The sequence below is a fragment of the Aeromonas sp. ZOR0002 genome (assembly GCF_963866995.1).
In the GTDB taxonomy this organism is placed as follows: Bacteria; Pseudomonadota; Gammaproteobacteria; order Enterobacterales; family Aeromonadaceae; genus Aeromonas; species Aeromonas caviae.
Genome location: NZ_CAWMFQ010000203.1, coordinates 18952 through 32796, shown reverse-complemented (window position 1 = coordinate 32796; position 13845 = coordinate 18952). Strand labels below are relative to the sequence as shown.

The window sequence follows — 13845 nt, the reverse complement described above, 5'->3', positions numbered from 1 at the left end:
GATGGCTGTATAAATAAACAGTATCTTTTGGGGCTATACCAAGGACATGACAATCGGGAGAGTGACATGCAGGTGTTAAGTTTCGACAGTGTGGAGTTTGGCAAGGTGCGCCTGATCCAGGAGGATGGGCGCGTGCTGTTCTGTGCCGTCGATGTGTGTAAGGCGCTGGGCTACAGCAATGCGCGGGATGCGGTGAAGCGCCATGTGGATGAGGGGGATGTCGTGAAACGCGACACCCCGACGACCAGCGGGATGCAGGAGGTCAGCTTCCTGTGCGAGAGCGGGGTCTATGCCTTGATCTTCGGCAGCAAGTTGCCCGCGGCCAAGGGGTTCAAGCAGTGGGTTACCGGTGAGGTGCTGCCCAGTATCCGCAAGACGGGGCAGTACGCGATCGGCCAGACCCCGGTCATCAACGTGGAGGCGGTACAGGTCGAGCTGCTGTTCGTCGAGACGGCGGCCAGGATGCTGAACGTGAGCAACTCCGGCAAGCTGGGCATGCTGCAGACCATTCAGCGCCAGCATGGGTTGCCGAACCTGCTGCCCTCTTACGCCATCGATGCGCCGAGCGATGCCACCGATGGCAGTTCGCGGCCGACCTTCTCGGCCACCGAGGGGCTGAAACAGCACGGGGTGAGCATGGGGGTGCGCTACTTCAACGCCCTGCTCGAGTCGAACGGGTTGCTGACCAAGATGCGCCGCCCTTCCACCAAGTCACCGGTTAGGCAGAAAGAATTCTGGGCGATCACGCCCAAGGGGCTGCTGTACGGCAAGAACATCGTGGATCCGCGCTGCCAACGCGAGACGCAGCCGCACTGGTACCAGAGCCGGTTCGCCGAGCTGCTGGCCAAGGTCGGGCTGGGGAAGGTGGCGGCGTGATCCACATACTGAACGCCTTCAAGCAGGGGCTGAGAGGGGGAGTGAGCGCTGGCCATGACATTCAATCTGGCGCGGCTACCTGATCAGAAGCGTCAGCGGATAGAGTTGGATAAGCAGGCGGCTTTGCTGGTTTGGCAGTGCCGCCGCAACCTGGCGACCCGAGAGGATGTTGCCAGGGCAATCATCAATCAGCCCGTGGAGCACCAGGAGTATTTTCGCGATCGGCTGAACCACTACCGTGAGGTAAAGGGATCACATGAGCAAGTTTACTAGCCGCAGCGCGGCCAGAGTGCAGCACCTGCAGCAGCAGGCCAGCAACCCGGCCGGGGCCGCCATCAATGCCAGCGCCGAGCTGTTCCGTTCTATCGACACCGCCTGCCCGGGCATGACCGCCGCCGAGGCCGCCCGCCGAGTTATCGCGTCTGAATCAATCGCCCTACGTCGTACCGCCAGCTATCAGTTGCTTGCCCGCCTGGGCCCGCTGCTCGACAAGCTCGAGATGGTGGAGAAGCTGGGATGATGCCGACCCATCCGGTCTTTGTGCCAGAGATGGGGATGGTGCTGCTGAAGGTGGGGGAGGGGCTGGCTGCACTGCGCACCTCCCTGGCCAACCGCCCGGCGGTACTGGTCCCAGCCCCCGAAGGCGGCGACCTGCTGGCTCAGTTCCCAGAGCTGGCCAGTGCCCTTCTCAACCCTTCCATCGTCAACGCCGCCGGCGGCGAGCTGGCCTTGCGCAGCCTGGGCCAGTGCCTGATCGGTCATGGCTGCATTGGGGAGTCGGTGACCACTGAGATGGGGGGCCTGCCGCTCCCCCTGTGTTGGCACCACGACAACGAATACCGGGATGGTCAGCTGCCGTTCAACCAGGGTGAGCATGCCGCGGCGATCGCCCGGGCTCTGCTGACCCGGGTGGCGGGTTGGTGTGGGGTTGCCCTTGCCCAGTTGCAGGCGCGGGATCTCTGCTGGTGGGCCAGCGTGTTCAAGGTGCTGGGTCTGCTACCCATCGAGGTGGTACGCCATGCCTGCCGCTTGTCAGCTCTCGAGCCGGAGCGGGTGCTGCGCCCCGGACGTGGCTATCGCGAGACGGATGCCCGCTATCCGGTGAATCGCACCGAACTGCTGGAGCAGGATCCGCTGGCCGAGCTGCGCGGCCGGGTGCGCATCAAGCCAGCGGTGAAGGCCATCGACCCGGAGCCGCCGATGCTGCATATCCCCCGCCCCAAGATGCGGCGCTGGGAGTCGGCCAACTATCTGGCGTTCGTCCGCCAGTTGCCGTGCGTGGTGACCGGGGAGACCGAGGGCATCGAGGCGCACCATGTGGTGGGGCACGGGCTCAGCGTGATGGGCAGCAAGACCCATGATCTGATGACCTTTCCGCTCTGCCACCAGGCACACATGGAATTGCACAACAAGGGCTGGCAGCAGTGGGAGCAGACCCACGGCAGCCAGCTGGAGCACGTCGTGATGACGTTGAACAAGGCCGCCGGCCTGGGAGTGTTTGGATGACGCCATATAGTGGAAGTGGGGTCAAGGCGCGGGCCCGCCCGCAGCCGGTACCGGGATCCATGAACAAGACCGAGGAGGCCTATGCTGGCCACCTGCGCATGCTGATGCTGGCGGGCGAGGTGCTGCACTACGAGTTTGAGCCGCTCAAGCTGCGGTTGGCCGACAAGACCTTCTACACCCCGGATTTCATGGTGGTGCGCCGGGATGGGCTGATCGAGCTGCACGAGGTGAAGGGGTTCTGGGAGGATGATGCCCGGGTGAAGATCAAGGTGGCCGCCAAGCAGCACTGGATGTTCACCTTCGTCGGGGTACAGCGCCATGGCGCCCACTGGTCACTGGAGGCATTCTGATGCGACTCGAATATGCGCTATCGATAGGGGAACCCCGCTCGGCGATGATCCAGGCTATCCAGTCCCGCTCCACTGGTCCTTCTCACCTGACTCAGGCCGATGTGCTGGGGGCGTTGGGGTTGGTGCAGAAGTATGAAGGGGTGGGGTTGGCGCTGATGATGGCTCGCTACACCAAGGACAAGGCCAGCCATCATAAGGCCGTGATCGGGGTGATGGCGGAGTGTAGCAAGCTGGCACCTAGGTATGTGGGGAGCATCAAGACACGTGGCCAGGGGATGGCGCTGAAGGCGATCGCTGCGGTGTCAGTGCAGCACTACTGCCGCACCGCAGATACGCCAGGGGCAGCTTGCCAGTGCAAGGGGAGGGGGAACGTGCGTGACATGGAGGCGTCCCGGTTACACGGCAAGTCCATCGACAAGCCTTGCCCCCGCTGTGGTGGCACCGGCTTGCGCCCCATTCCTGGCGCGCAGATCCGACGTGCTATCGAGCCGCTGCTGGGCACGCTGAGCCGCGGTGAGTGGGAGCGGCAGTGGTACCCGCTCTATCAAGCGGTGCTGGCCTGGTGTCATGTGCAGGAGAGCGAGGTAGCGGCACTCTACAACCGAGTGACTGCAGCGTGATTTGATAAGCGGGGCCATTGGCCCTGCTGCTGTTTTATGAGTACTCGATAGTGGGCATGGCCAACTCTGGTTTTATCTTGGCGATGATACCCAAGTTGGCAGATATCAGTATCCGGACGACTGCCTAGGTGATCGTCTGCTTGTCGACGATAAATGTCTGACAAGAAACTCATTAGTATCCCTTTTCGTAACGTAGTCAGTCGGATAGACTCGAAACTTAAACTTAGATCAGGTGCCTATGCGGGCATACCAACGAATAATCGATGAGTCGCTACGCACCATTACGAAAGGATTCAGTATGAATAGGGATTGGGAGTCAGTCTTTTCAACATGGGCTAGAGGTCCAAGCGAGACTGAGCAAGCGAGGGCAGAAAATGCAGAACGACAAATCAGACAAGCAATTCAAAGTAGCCCTAAGCTGCAAAGTCGAGATATAAAGGTATTTACTCAGGGCTCTTACAGAAATCGAGTAAATGTACGAAAAGATAGTGATGTTGATATTGGTGTGGTCTGTTATGACACCTTTTTTCCAGAATATCCTGATGATAACGTCAAAGCTGAGCTGAGTAAAAGTTTTAGCGATGGAACCTATACTTATTTCGCTTTCAAAAATGAGCTCGAAGAAGCTCTAGTAGCTAGATTTGGTCGGGCGTCCGTATCTAGAGGCAGCAAATCTTTCGACATAAAAGAAAATACTTATCGGGTGGAGTCTGACGTAGCTGCTTTCTTCGAACATAGGAGATACATATCTTCCACTAGGTATTTATCTGGTGTAGAAATGCGCCCTGATGATGGAAAGCCATCTATTATAAGAAATTGGCCGGAACAGCATTATATTAATGGTGTGTCAAAGAACGATTCTACATCCAGAAGGTATAAACGCGTTGTCAGGATTATTAAGACACTGTCGAATGAAATGGCCGGCAATGGAATTGAATCAGCAAAACGTGCTCCTAGCTTTCTGATCGAGTGCCTAGTTTTTAATGCTTCAAGCCCCTGTTTTAATTATTTGACTTATATGCAAATGGTTCGTGCTGTTCTTGCTGAGCTATACAATAACACAATTACTGATGAGAAATGTTTAGAATGGGGTGAGGTTAGCGAGCTTAAATATTTATTCAGAGGTTCTCAACCTTGGACTAGACAGGGTGCGCATCAGTTTCTGAGTGATGCTTGGGATTACATAGGGTACAAATAATGCTCACTAGACTTCATATATCTTCATTCATTGGTCTCACAATCGCAGTTTGGTTGATAGCTCTTTGGATACAGGGGATGCCTGTGCTAAGTGCTGATTTTGTTAAGCCTTTTGGAACTGTTGTCGGTGTTATTACACTACTTGTCACCCTTTTTAATAAATATCTTTGGTCGTGGAAAATATTTAAAGGCTGGTACGTTAAACGTCCAGATTTACGAGGGACATGGAAGGTTGAGCTTAAAAGTAGTTGGATTAACCCTGAAACTGGAAAAGGAATTGATCCAATTTATGGATACGCGGTTGTTCGACAGTCTTTAACAAATCTAAGCCTGAGATTGATGACGAAGGAATCTCGATCAGTTCTTGTTGCGCATAGCATTGAGCAACAAGAGGATGAAGATTTATTCAAGCTTGTGGGAGTATATAGGAACGAACCAAAAATCGAGCTGCAGGGTGTAAGGAGTGAAATTCACCACGGTTCTTTTGCTCTTGAGATTCATGGTTCACCAGTTGAGGAGCTTGAGGGGCACTATTGGACTGACAGAGCGACGAAAGGTGGAATGAAATTATTCAGTAAAGTTGTAAAACTGTATGCAACATATGAGCAGGCCGAGCGCGATCTGAGCAAATAATAAGATGCTGCTGCCGGTGAAATAATAGGAGCAATTATGTCTGAACGCATTGGATATGCAGTTTACAGTGAGATTGAAAGTGGGTACCTGACCACAGCATCACCAAGCAATTACCTCTGGGATCCGGCAGCTGCCCTGCTGTACGAGACTGCGGCAAAGGCATGGGCGTCGGCAAACCGTCGGGGGCCCGGATATGCGGTTGCAGTTGCCATCGTGCGCGATGAAAGCGGGAAGTTGCAACATGAGGAACTGCCTATTCCTATGAAGGCTGCTCCTGGTAGTTGGATTGTTCGCCTCAAGGATGAGGGACTACCGATCGGCCCCCTCTATATTTCAAGCCTGAGTCGAGATGGCAAGTCTCGCGCATCAACAGAAATTCGCGATGCCAGAGGGTTCAGTCATGAGAAGGCAGTTGAGTTGGCGGCCACCTTCGAAGGTCAGCAAGGTAGAACTGTGAGTCTGGAGCAAGTACCGAGCTGAGCTGGGGTTGGTACTGAACTGCAAGAGCGAGGATGGGGCTACAACGCATGGATAGCGTATTGAAAGCACCCGCCCTGAAGATGGCGGGTTGGGGGCTGCTTCATGGGGATTTCTTCGATCTTTATGACATCGCCGAAGTGTTTGAGATCCCCAGTGGCCAGGCAGGCCAGCTAATGATCTACTTGCGCCGGCTGGATAGTGTGGAGCTGGTTGCCGAAGTCCGAGGAGGGCTGAAGGAGAAGGGGAGAGCTCCTAAACGGATCTTTATCAAGGTGTTCTGCATCCATCCCGAAGTTCCGCCAAGGCCCCAGAAGTTGCCGCCGGCGCCAAAGTCGGCGTCTATCCATCAACAGTTGACCAAGCTGGTCAAACTCATGCCTTCACCGCGGGGAGCTCGCTGATGCAGGTGGTGTAGCGGGGGCTTAGCTGCTCCCTTTTCATCATCCACTCCGAGCGGTCTATCCCCCTAGCCGCGAAGTAGACCTTCCCCAACCGCCCTTGGTTGATCTTGTCGATGACTTGCATGAGTGCTTCGCTGCGGGGGGATTGCTGCTCCGCGGCGAACAGGTCTCCTTGCTGCATGCTCATGGGGGTGAAGTCGGCCAGTATGACGCCGCCCTTCATATAGCGGATATCATCCCGCCAGATCCGGCGCAGTAGCGGTTCGATCTGGGCGAGCAGTTCGCGGGTGTCGGCTGTTGGGGTGGATAACCGGGTGGCGATCTGGTTGCTGTAGTAGGTCTCTCGCTCCGAAAAGGGGCTGCTGCGGATAAACAGGGTCACATGGCGGCAACGTTGACCTTCGGCCCGTAGCTTTTCGGCGGCCCGCTCCATGTAGCCAGCCAGGGCCTCACGCATGGGGCCGATTTGGGTGATGCGCGCCCCGAAGCTCCTACTACAGATGATCTGCTGTTTAGTCGGGGCCAGGGGCTCCAAGTCGGCGCAGGGGATCCCCCGCAGCTCTTGCACGGTGCGCTCGACGACGACGCCATACCGGCTGCGCAGGCTCTTGGGGTCGGCCGCCACCAGGCCAGCTACGGTGGTGATGCCCTGGGCCGTCAGCTTGGCGGTGAGCTGGCGGCCGATCCCCCAGATTTCATCGACCGGGGTGATGGCCATCAGCTTGGCGCGGCGCTCTTCATCACGCAGATCAACGACGCCACCGGTAGCCGGCCACTTCTTGGCGGCGTAGTTGGCGAGCTTGGCCAGGGTCTTGGTCGGTGCAATGCCGACTCCCACGGTGAGGCCGGTCCACTGCTGCACCCGTTGGCGGATCTGGCGGCCATATTCCATCAAGTCGCCGGCCCAAAATTCCCCGAGCTCGATAAACGCTTCATCGATGCTGTAGACCTCGACTGTTGGCGCCATGCTCTCCAGGGTCGTCATCACCCGGTTCGACATGTCGCCGTAGAGGGCGTAGTTGGAGCTGAACCAGGTACCGCCCTGCTCCTCATAGCGCTCGCGGATCTGGAAGTAGGGCACCCCCATCTTGATCCCCAACCGCTTGGCCTCTGCAGAGCGGGCTACCACACAGCCATCGTTGTTGGAGAGCACGACGATCGGTACCCCCTTGAGGTCGGGGCGAAACAGCCGCTCGCAGGAGGCGTAGAAGTTGTTCACGTCGACCAGTGCAATGGCGGTTGGCATGGCTACCCTCGCCGGGTTTTGTGCAGGACGAAGGTGACGACGCCGAAGATATCCAGCTCCTGGCCTTCTTGCGGGTAGATCGGCGGAAAATCTGGGTTACCCGGCAGCAGGGCGGGGACGGGCTGCACCTGCAGCTTCTTGACGGTGAACTCGCCATCCAGGCAGGCCAGCACGATATCACCGTGGCGGGCGGTGATGGCGCGGTCGATGACCAGCATGTCGCCGTCGTTGATACCTTCTTCCACCATGCTGTGACCACTGGCTTTCACGTAGAAGGTGGCCGCCGGGTGGGAGACACAGTGCTGGTTGAGGTCGATGGTCTGTTCCACATAGTCCTGAGCCGGGGAGGGGAACCCGCAGGCGGCAGGGGTGAGGAATAAAGGGAGCTCTATGATAGGTGCATCGGTGGCATGGGGGATCATGGCAAAAGTCACTGTATGAACATACAGTCATTCTAACTGAGGGATCCGGAAAGATCATCGGTTGGCGATCGGGTCTTGGCAGGGCAGGGCAGGGCGGGGCGCGCCGTGACGGATTATGCTGGGCATAGGTCGGCCAGCAGGCCTCGACCACTACACGCAATGGGGCGCAGCTCATGTGCATCAACTACATCCCGCCGACAAAGGCAGTGCTGGTGGAATACTTCGGGGTCGATGACCCTGGGTTCGAATGGAAAGGGGAGGTGTGGCAAGACTATCAGGCCCCGATCCTGATCCAGCGAGACGGTCGGCGGCAGGCTCTGGTCGCCAGCTATGGGTTGGTGCCGAAGAGGAAGGTGCAGCCCGGCGGCAAGCACTACGCCACGATGAACGCTAGGGCCGAGACGGTGGGTGAAAAGCCGACGTACCGCCGCGCCTGGCAGCAGGGGCATCTCTGTCTGGTGCCCATGACCGGCTTCTTCGAGCCCTGTTACGAGAGTGGCAAGGCCGAGCGTTGGCGGATCAGCATGGCCGCTGGCACGCCTTTCGCGGTTGCCGGCATCTGGCGGGCATGGCCGGAGGAGCAGGGCTACACCTTTAGCTTCTCCCAGCTCACAATCAATGCTGACATGCACCCACTGTTGCGGCGAATGCACAAGCCAGGAGACGAGAAGCGGAGCCTGGTCATTGTGTCGCCAGATGACTACGACACCTGGTTGGGTTGCCGTGAGCCGGAGTTGGCGCAAACCTACCTGGTGCAGCTGGTCACTGAGCGGCTGGTCGGGACGCCGATGTCACTCCTACGTGGAGGCTAACGACAACTCTGCGATGTTACGCCTAGCCACTCAACACCAAAGTGTGATTGCTGAGTGGTGTCGTGCAGAGAATCTTGTCTATCACCTGCATCAGCACTTCGCTGTGGGGAGCCGGCTGGGATAGAAAAACCTCAGTATAGTCAGTGCCACTACATACAATCCGCAGCCAACTATCCACACCCAACCATTCCAAGATTCGTGGGTTGCACTATACAAAAATGCAAAAATAAGTGGACCGATTACACCCGTAAGGTGAGTCAAACTGGTCAGCAACCCTTGCAATTGTCCCTGTGCTACCTGACCGACACGAACAGATATAATTCCCTGCAAAGCGGGAAGAGTTATGCCACCACAAGCGAGTAACAGTACAACCGGCCAAACCATCCAGCTTTGAGTAATGACTGCCAATAAAAGTAGGCCACAGCCATCAGCCAAGATGCCAACCACGATAGCTTTCTGTTCTCCCAAATGTTTAGCGATAAAACCAGCAGCAAGTCCTTGAAACAGTGCGTGTGTAAGCCCAAACACAGCCAATGAAACACCGACCATTACGCCATCCCATGCGAAGCGCTCTTCTCCGAATAAAACCCATAATGTTGCAGGGATTTGGCCAATCAATTGAATGATGAAAAAAACAACTAGCAATCCCGATAATGGGGAGATCATCTCGCGTATGGAGGATGTGGTTTCATTGATTGTTTCATTCTTTATCTCATCACTAACCTGATTGGCATTATGGGTCTCATGTAAAATTAATAGGGAGACCAGAAATACCAGCCCGTTAATAACAGCAGCGAACATAAACGGTGCCTGCACTGAAAGTTGACCGGTAAAACCACCAATGACTGGTCCAGCAATCATACCGCCACCAAAACAGGCTCCCATCATACCAAACCAATGTGTCCTGGATTCCTCAGGTGTAACATCGGCAATTGTTGATGCTGCAACAGCTCCAGTCGCACCGGTAATACCCGCAATTAAGCGTCCCAGATACAACACCCACACTACGCGGGCTGTTGCCATTAATGCGTAGTCCAGGGTTGCGCCTAAAAGTGAAAGTAATAGTACAGGGCGACGACCTATACGATCTGACCAGCGGCCGAGAAGAGGGGCAAAAATCACTTGCATCATTGCATACAGCGCCAATAAAACACCATAGTGCTCTGCAACACTAGCCTTTCCAACAAACTCTCGTAATAACGCCGGCAAGACAGGCATAATTATGCCAATCCCCATAGCATCTAAAAAAATAATGACCAGTGCCATCATTACAGTGCGGTTCATTGTTAACGTTCTCTATCTGTGATAGGGATTGAAAATTAACTCTATCGGTGATAGATTGTCAACAGCAAAAGGAGATCGTGATGGCACGACTAAGCTTGGACGACGTAATTTCAATGGCGCTCACCCTGCTGGACAGAGAAGGGCTAGAGGGCTTGACGACGCGTAAGTTGGCGCAGTCGCTCAAAATTGAGCAACCGACACTGTATTGGCACGTGCGCAATAAGCAGACCCTTATGAATATGCTTTCAGAGGCAATACTGGCGAAGCATCACACCCGTTCAGTACCGTTACCGACTGAGAGTTGGCAACAGTTTCTTCAGGAAAATGCTCTGAGTTTCCGTAAAGCATTGCTGGTCCATCGTGATGGAGCCCGATTGCATATAGGGACCTCTCCTACACCCCCCCAGTTTGAACAAGCAGAGGCGCAACTACGCTGTCTATGCGATGCAGGGTTTTCGGTCGAGGAGGCTCTTTTCATTCTGCAATCTATCAGCCATTTTACGCTTGGTGCAGTATTGGAAGAGCAAGCCACAAATTCAACAGAATACAATACAGCGATGGACGCTGTGCCACCATTATTACAAGAGGCACTTAATGTTCAGACGAGAACCACTGCTGAAATGGCTTTTAACTTTGGATTGAAATCTTTAATAAGTGGGTTCTCAGCGCAGTTGGATGAAAAAAAACAGGATTAAATTACTAAGGATAATGAATGAATATAATGTCGTGGTGATATTCATTCAAACCGTTGTAAATGGGGGTAGATTGGTGTTTATCAATTTATAGATTATTCTATTTTATCTGGCGTTATTAGCGTTTTCCATAATGGAAGTTCTATTGTGATATTACCTTGTAATGACCATGTATTGGAAGGAATGTTTTCTAAGTTCGCTCAAGAGCTCAGTTGACTAAGTGCTGCAATTTTTTGTAGGATAAATCCCAATGATAGAGGACTGTTCCCTAACGGGAATGGTCCTTTTTCATTGGTTCGAAACTAAGCCCGCACAGCAATGTGGCGGGCTTTTTTGTTGCCTGAGAGATGGTGGCGACCTGGTGGTGCTTGCAACGCCACCAGATCACCTAGCCACATGAATGAGGTCACGGGCTAAGCCAAGGCCACCATTGCTCTGCAGAGCGGGGTGAGCTTATCACGCTTGAGGATCCCTGATCATATGTACGAATTACGATGCGGCCAGTGCGGCCGAAAATTGGCGAATTTTGTGGGACAGATCGACATTAAGTGTCCCCGATGCAAGGTCATCAACAATGCGAGTGCCTCTGAGCTCCTGCTAGGAGGTCGTGATGGAAAGACAATTACAGGACGGGTGGGTGCGGCTGGTGAACGCGGACTCGCTGAAGTTTATCAAGACGCTGCCGGCGGCAAGTGTTGATCTGATTGCGACGGACCCGCCCTATTTCGGAGTGAAGCAGGAGGTATGGGACAACCAGTGGGAGAATGGTGTCGAGTTCCTAGCCTGGCTCGATGCCTTCTTGGTGGAGTTCCGGCGGGTACTCAAGCCAAATGGTTCTGTGTACCTGTTCTGCTCACCGCGGATGAATGCAGATGTGGAGATGCTGATCCGGGATCGCTTCCGGGTGTTGAACCATATCGTGTGGGCCAAACCGTCAGGGGTATGGAACCGGATGCGAAAGGCCGATATGCGGGCGTTCTGGCCGGCAAGCGAACGGATCATCTTCGCCGAGCAGGTAGGGGCAGAGGGGAGTGCTAAGGTAGGGTCAGGTTATGCGAAGGCATGCCATGATCTGCGCCGTCAGGTTTTTGCGCCGCTCATCGAGTATTTCCGTCACGCCCGGGAGATGGCTGGTGTCAGTGCTGCGGATATCAACCTGGTAACTGGCACCAAGATGGCCGGCCACTGGTTCGGCGCCAGCCAGTGGCAATTACCGAGCCGAGAGCAGTATTCCCAGTTGCAGGTGTTGTTTGCCGAGCGGGGCAGGGCGCTTGGGAAGGATTATGCAGGGCTGAGCGAAACCTATCAGGGGTTGCATCAGACCTATAGCCACTTGGTGGCATCCTATGATGAGTTGCGAGCGGAGTATGAGCTGTTGCGCCGACCGTTCTCTGTCACCCAGGAAGTGCCGTTCACCGATGTGTGGTTGTACCCATCGGTGCAGGCCTACCCAGGGAAACACCCATGTGAGAAGCCACTGGCCATGATGGAGCACATCATCCGGACCAGTAGTCGCCCAGGGGATGTGGTAGCAGACTTCTTTATGGGGTCTGGCTCCACGGGCAAGGCCGCTATCAAGTTGGGCCGACGCTTCCTTGGCGTGGAGCTGGAAGAACCCAGGTATCGGCAGACATGTGCTGAAATGGAAACGGCGGTAGAAAAGGGGGAGAAGGTCTAACCGCAACGGCTAGCAGGGACCAGCGGGGATGTTATTTTTCTTGCTGGGCCATAGAGTTAGCAGTAGATCATTATGCCATCTTACGATGCAGCTTTACCCTCCTGACACTATTTGCTAACTTGAATATCAACGATGGAGGACTGCACCCGAAAGGGTTCGGTCCTTTTTTATTTCCCCTTCCAAACCTCGGCCTTGCCGGGGTTTTTTCATTTCAGAGGCCCTGCGGGGTGGTGGGTATGAAGATGCCTGATAAAGACCTTGGTCTGTTGGCCTGGCTGCTGGCGTGGGCCGACACTCACTGGCCCGCCCTGTATGGCTTCACCCTGTCAGTGGTGATCTCCTGGCTGCGGGTGACTTACACCGGTGGAGCCGTTCGGCAGCGTCTGCTTGAGTCGGTACTGTGTGGTGCCATCTCGCTGTCCGTTATGTCAGGGATGGACATGATTGGCATCCCGGCCACCGCTTCAGGCTTTGTCGGCGGGTTCATCGGCTTCCTTGGCGTTGAGAAGATCCGCGATGTGGCCAGCCGCTGGCTGGATCGGAGGTTCGGCAATGGTCAGGATTGAGCGGGCATCGCCGCATTGCATCAGCGTCACGCACTACTTCGAGACCTGCAAGCTCAAGGCTTACCCGGACCCCGGCAGTAAGAATGGGGAACCCTGGACCATTGGCTGGGGCCACACCGGGCCGGAGGTAAAGCCTGGTTTGGTCTGGACGCAAGCACAGGCAGATGCGGCATTCATTGAGGATCTACGCCGCTTTGAACGTGATGTGCTGTCTCTGGTCAAGGTGCCACTGACCCAAGGCCAGTTCGATGCGCTGGTGTCATTCGCCTACAACGTCGGTTCAGACATCGATGCCGATACGCTTGCCGAAGGATTGGGTGACTCCACGCTGTTGTACAAGCTGAATGCCGGTGACCATGAAGGCGCAGCACTGGAATTCCGTAAGTGGAACAAGAATGACGGCAAGGTGATGCGCGGGTTGACCCGCCGGCGTGTGGCAGAGGAATGCCTGTTCAGGGGCATGGATGGAGCTACAGCCATCAAGAAGGGGGTGGCTGCAGCATGAACCCAGAACTATTCCGCCGCGCCATACCCTACCTGCTGACTATCGCTACCGTACTGGGCTGCCTGTGGGGAGCCTATCGCCATGGGGTCAGCGTCACCGACACCGCTTGGGAATTGAAGTGGAACGCACAGGCTAAGGAGCTGGTCGATGCCAAGGCTACCGCACTGGAGCTGGCGCGTGAGGAAGAGCGCCGTCGCCAAACCAGCATTGATGAGGTGAGACAACATGCCGAACAACAGATTGCTCGGGCTGAGGCTGACGCTGCTGCTGCCAGCGCTGTTGCTGCTGGGGTGCACGAGCAAGCCCGCCGATTGGCAGAGCGAGCAAGTCAGTGCACCAGCCATCCCGCAACTGCCCAGCCAGGCTCGACAAATGGACAGCCCGCCGTGGTGCTCGCCGAGCTGCTCAGCCGGGCTGATGCGCGAGCGGGAGAGTTGGCAGCAGCTTATGACCGAGCTCGAGCATCGGGCCTGGCCTGCGAAAGCGCCTACCTCTCCCTGAGTGCGAAGCAGTAACCGAATCGCCGCACCGGGTCACTCTCCAATCAGGCGGGTCGTCCCGCGTTTATGTGTGCCGG

Annotated in this window: 20 protein-coding genes; 17 read left to right on the top strand and 3 right to left on the bottom strand. The window is 55.7% G+C overall.

Annotation, left to right across the window (positions count from 1 at the left end; genetic code table 11):
- The first annotated feature begins 66 nt into the window (after positions 1–66).
- The 10 genes from AACR77_RS12050 to AACR77_RS12005 all read left to right on the top strand — a co-directional run bounded on the left by AACR77_RS12050 (position 67) and on the right by AACR77_RS12005 (position 6063).
- Entirely contained in the window at positions 67–876 is an 810-nt protein-coding gene (locus AACR77_RS12050) for a BRO-N domain-containing protein (RefSeq protein ID WP_052224807.1), read from the top strand.
- 54 nt (positions 877–930) lie between these two features.
- Positions 931–1149, top strand: a complete 219-nt coding sequence (locus tag AACR77_RS12045; protein ID WP_042881787.1) for a DUF3283 family protein — start codon at positions 931–933, stop codon at positions 1147–1149.
- Positions 1133–1396: a hypothetical protein gene (locus tag AACR77_RS12040; RefSeq protein WP_042881785.1), complete on the top strand. Its 264-nt coding sequence runs from the start codon at positions 1133–1135 to the stop codon at positions 1394–1396. The genes AACR77_RS12045 and AACR77_RS12040 overlap by 17 nt, the downstream gene beginning before the upstream one ends.
- The gene (locus tag AACR77_RS12035; protein ID WP_042881783.1) at positions 1393–2382 is read left to right on the top strand and encodes a DUF968 domain-containing protein; all 990 of its coding nucleotides are present in this window, start codon (positions 1393–1395) and stop codon (positions 2380–2382) included. Before AACR77_RS12040 ends, AACR77_RS12035 begins: the two co-directional genes overlap by 4 nt.
- Positions 2379–2732 (top strand): hypothetical protein, encoded by a 354-nt coding sequence (locus tag AACR77_RS12030; RefSeq protein WP_042881781.1) that lies wholly within the window; start codon positions 2379–2381, stop codon positions 2730–2732. The genes AACR77_RS12035 and AACR77_RS12030 overlap by 4 nt, the downstream gene beginning before the upstream one ends.
- Positions 2732–3352 carry an antitermination protein Q gene (locus tag AACR77_RS12025; RefSeq protein ID WP_052224805.1) on the top strand — a complete coding sequence of 207 codons (621 nt, stop codon included), beginning with the start codon at positions 2732–2734 and terminating at the stop codon, positions 3350–3352. The genes AACR77_RS12030 and AACR77_RS12025 overlap by 1 nt, the downstream gene beginning before the upstream one ends.
- Positions 3353–3650: 298 nt before the next feature.
- Positions 3651–4550, top strand: a complete 900-nt coding sequence (locus tag AACR77_RS12020; RefSeq protein ID WP_081999444.1) for a nucleotidyltransferase domain-containing protein — start codon at positions 3651–3653, stop codon at positions 4548–4550.
- Complete coding sequence (locus AACR77_RS12015) at positions 4550–5182, top strand: Cap15 family cyclic dinucleotide receptor domain-containing protein (protein ID WP_042881779.1); 633 nt, start codon at positions 4550–4552, stop codon at positions 5180–5182. Before AACR77_RS12020 ends, AACR77_RS12015 begins: the two co-directional genes overlap by 1 nt.
- A gap of 36 nt (positions 5183–5218) precedes the next feature.
- A complete protein-coding gene (locus AACR77_RS12010; RefSeq protein ID WP_042881777.1) occupies positions 5219–5662 on the top strand; it encodes a hypothetical protein in 444 nt (147 codons plus the stop codon).
- A 32-nt stretch (positions 5663–5694) separates the two neighbouring features.
- Complete coding sequence (locus AACR77_RS12005) at positions 5695–6063, top strand: hypothetical protein (protein ID WP_193557383.1); 369 nt, start codon at positions 5695–5697, stop codon at positions 6061–6063.
- On the opposite strand, the gene umuC is transcribed toward AACR77_RS12005, so the two are convergent.
- Both umuC and umuD read right to left on the bottom strand, forming a co-directional pair.
- On the bottom strand, positions 6035–7309 hold the full coding sequence (gene umuC / locus AACR77_RS12000; protein ID WP_042881776.1) for a translesion error-prone DNA polymerase V subunit UmuC: 1275 nt from the start codon (positions 7307–7309) through the stop codon (positions 6035–6037). The genes AACR77_RS12005 and umuC overlap by 29 nt on opposite strands.
- 2 nt (positions 7310–7311) lie before the next feature.
- On the bottom strand, positions 7312–7731 hold the full coding sequence (gene umuD / locus AACR77_RS11995; RefSeq protein WP_042881774.1) for a translesion error-prone DNA polymerase V autoproteolytic subunit: 420 nt from the start codon (positions 7729–7731) through the stop codon (positions 7312–7314).
- A gap of 173 nt (positions 7732–7904) precedes the next feature.
- Between umuD and AACR77_RS11990 the strand changes: the two genes are divergently transcribed.
- Positions 7905–8543 carry an SOS response-associated peptidase gene (locus AACR77_RS11990; protein WP_052224804.1) on the top strand — a complete coding sequence of 213 codons (639 nt, stop codon included), beginning with the start codon at positions 7905–7907 and terminating at the stop codon, positions 8541–8543.
- Between the two features lie 90 nt (positions 8544–8633).
- Here AACR77_RS11990 and tet(E) read toward each other — a convergent pair whose 3' ends face one another.
- Positions 8634–9827 (bottom strand): tetracycline efflux MFS transporter Tet(E), encoded by a 1194-nt coding sequence (tet(E), locus tag AACR77_RS11985; protein WP_042881772.1) that lies wholly within the window; start codon positions 9825–9827, stop codon positions 8634–8636.
- 80 nt (positions 9828–9907) lie between these two features.
- On the opposite strand from tet(E), the gene AACR77_RS11980 reads away from it, so the two are divergent.
- From AACR77_RS11980 to AACR77_RS11960, 6 genes are all read left to right on the top strand, one after another.
- The gene (locus AACR77_RS11980) at positions 9908–10522 is read left to right on the top strand and encodes a tetracycline resistance transcriptional repressor TetR(E) (RefSeq protein WP_042881770.1); all 615 of its coding nucleotides are present in this window, start codon (positions 9908–9910) and stop codon (positions 10520–10522) included.
- Between the two features lie 477 nt (positions 10523–10999).
- Complete coding sequence (locus tag AACR77_RS23150; RefSeq protein ID WP_042881768.1) at positions 11000–11218, top strand: Com family DNA-binding transcriptional regulator; 219 nt, start codon at positions 11000–11002, stop codon at positions 11216–11218.
- Positions 11130–12197, top strand: coding sequence for a DNA-methyltransferase (locus AACR77_RS11975; protein WP_042881766.1), 1068 nt, complete (start codon positions 11130–11132; stop codon positions 12195–12197). The genes AACR77_RS23150 and AACR77_RS11975 overlap by 89 nt, the downstream gene beginning before the upstream one ends.
- A gap of 119 nt (positions 12198–12316) precedes the next feature.
- Positions 12317–12763 carry a phage holin, lambda family gene (locus tag AACR77_RS11970; protein ID WP_231563221.1) on the top strand — a complete coding sequence of 149 codons (447 nt, stop codon included), beginning with the start codon at positions 12317–12319 and terminating at the stop codon, positions 12761–12763.
- Entirely contained in the window at positions 12750–13268 is a 519-nt protein-coding gene (locus tag AACR77_RS11965) for a lysozyme (protein ID WP_042881763.1), read from the top strand. Before AACR77_RS11970 ends, AACR77_RS11965 begins: the two co-directional genes overlap by 14 nt.
- Entirely contained in the window at positions 13265–13783 is a 519-nt protein-coding gene (locus AACR77_RS11960) for a DUF2514 family protein (protein ID WP_042881761.1), read from the top strand. The genes AACR77_RS11965 and AACR77_RS11960 overlap by 4 nt, the downstream gene beginning before the upstream one ends.
- Positions 13784–13845 lie beyond the last annotated feature (62 nt).

Coding starts and splice junctions, on each gene's coding strand:
- AACR77_RS12050 (WP_052224807.1), top strand. CDS start 67: ATGCAGGTGTTAAGTTTCGACAGTGTGGAGTTTGGCAAGGTGCGCCTG.
- AACR77_RS12045 (WP_042881787.1), top strand. CDS start 931: ATGACATTCAATCTGGCGCGGCTACCTGATCAGAAGCGTCAGCGGATA.
- AACR77_RS12040 (WP_042881785.1), top strand. CDS start 1,133: ATGAGCAAGTTTACTAGCCGCAGCGCGGCCAGAGTGCAGCACCTGCAG.
- AACR77_RS12035 (WP_042881783.1), top strand. CDS start 1,393: ATGATGCCGACCCATCCGGTCTTTGTGCCAGAGATGGGGATGGTGCTG.
- AACR77_RS12030 (WP_042881781.1), top strand. CDS start 2,379: ATGACGCCATATAGTGGAAGTGGGGTCAAGGCGCGGGCCCGCCCGCAG.
- AACR77_RS12025 (WP_052224805.1), top strand. CDS start 2,732: ATGCGACTCGAATATGCGCTATCGATAGGGGAACCCCGCTCGGCGATG.
- AACR77_RS12020 (WP_081999444.1), top strand. CDS start 3,651: ATGAATAGGGATTGGGAGTCAGTCTTTTCAACATGGGCTAGAGGTCCA.
- AACR77_RS12015 (WP_042881779.1), top strand. CDS start 4,550: ATGCTCACTAGACTTCATATATCTTCATTCATTGGTCTCACAATCGCA.
- AACR77_RS12010 (WP_042881777.1), top strand. CDS start 5,219: ATGTCTGAACGCATTGGATATGCAGTTTACAGTGAGATTGAAAGTGGG.
- AACR77_RS12005 (WP_193557383.1), top strand. CDS start 5,695: ATGGGGCTACAACGCATGGATAGCGTATTGAAAGCACCCGCCCTGAAG.
- umuC (WP_042881776.1), bottom strand. CDS start 7,309: ATGCCAACCGCCATTGCACTGGTCGACGTGAACAACTTCTACGCCTCC.
- umuD (WP_042881774.1), bottom strand. CDS start 7,731: ATGATCCCCCATGCCACCGATGCACCTATCATAGAGCTCCCTTTATTC.
- AACR77_RS11990 (WP_052224804.1), top strand. CDS start 7,905: ATGTGCATCAACTACATCCCGCCGACAAAGGCAGTGCTGGTGGAATAC.
- AACR77_RS11980 (WP_042881770.1), top strand. CDS start 9,908: ATGGCACGACTAAGCTTGGACGACGTAATTTCAATGGCGCTCACCCTG.
- AACR77_RS23150 (WP_042881768.1), top strand. CDS start 11,000: ATGTACGAATTACGATGCGGCCAGTGCGGCCGAAAATTGGCGAATTTT.
- AACR77_RS11975 (WP_042881766.1), top strand. CDS start 11,130: ATGGAAAGACAATTACAGGACGGGTGGGTGCGGCTGGTGAACGCGGAC.
- AACR77_RS11965 (WP_042881763.1), top strand. CDS start 12,750: ATGGTCAGGATTGAGCGGGCATCGCCGCATTGCATCAGCGTCACGCAC.
- AACR77_RS11960 (WP_042881761.1), top strand. CDS start 13,265: ATGAACCCAGAACTATTCCGCCGCGCCATACCCTACCTGCTGACTATC.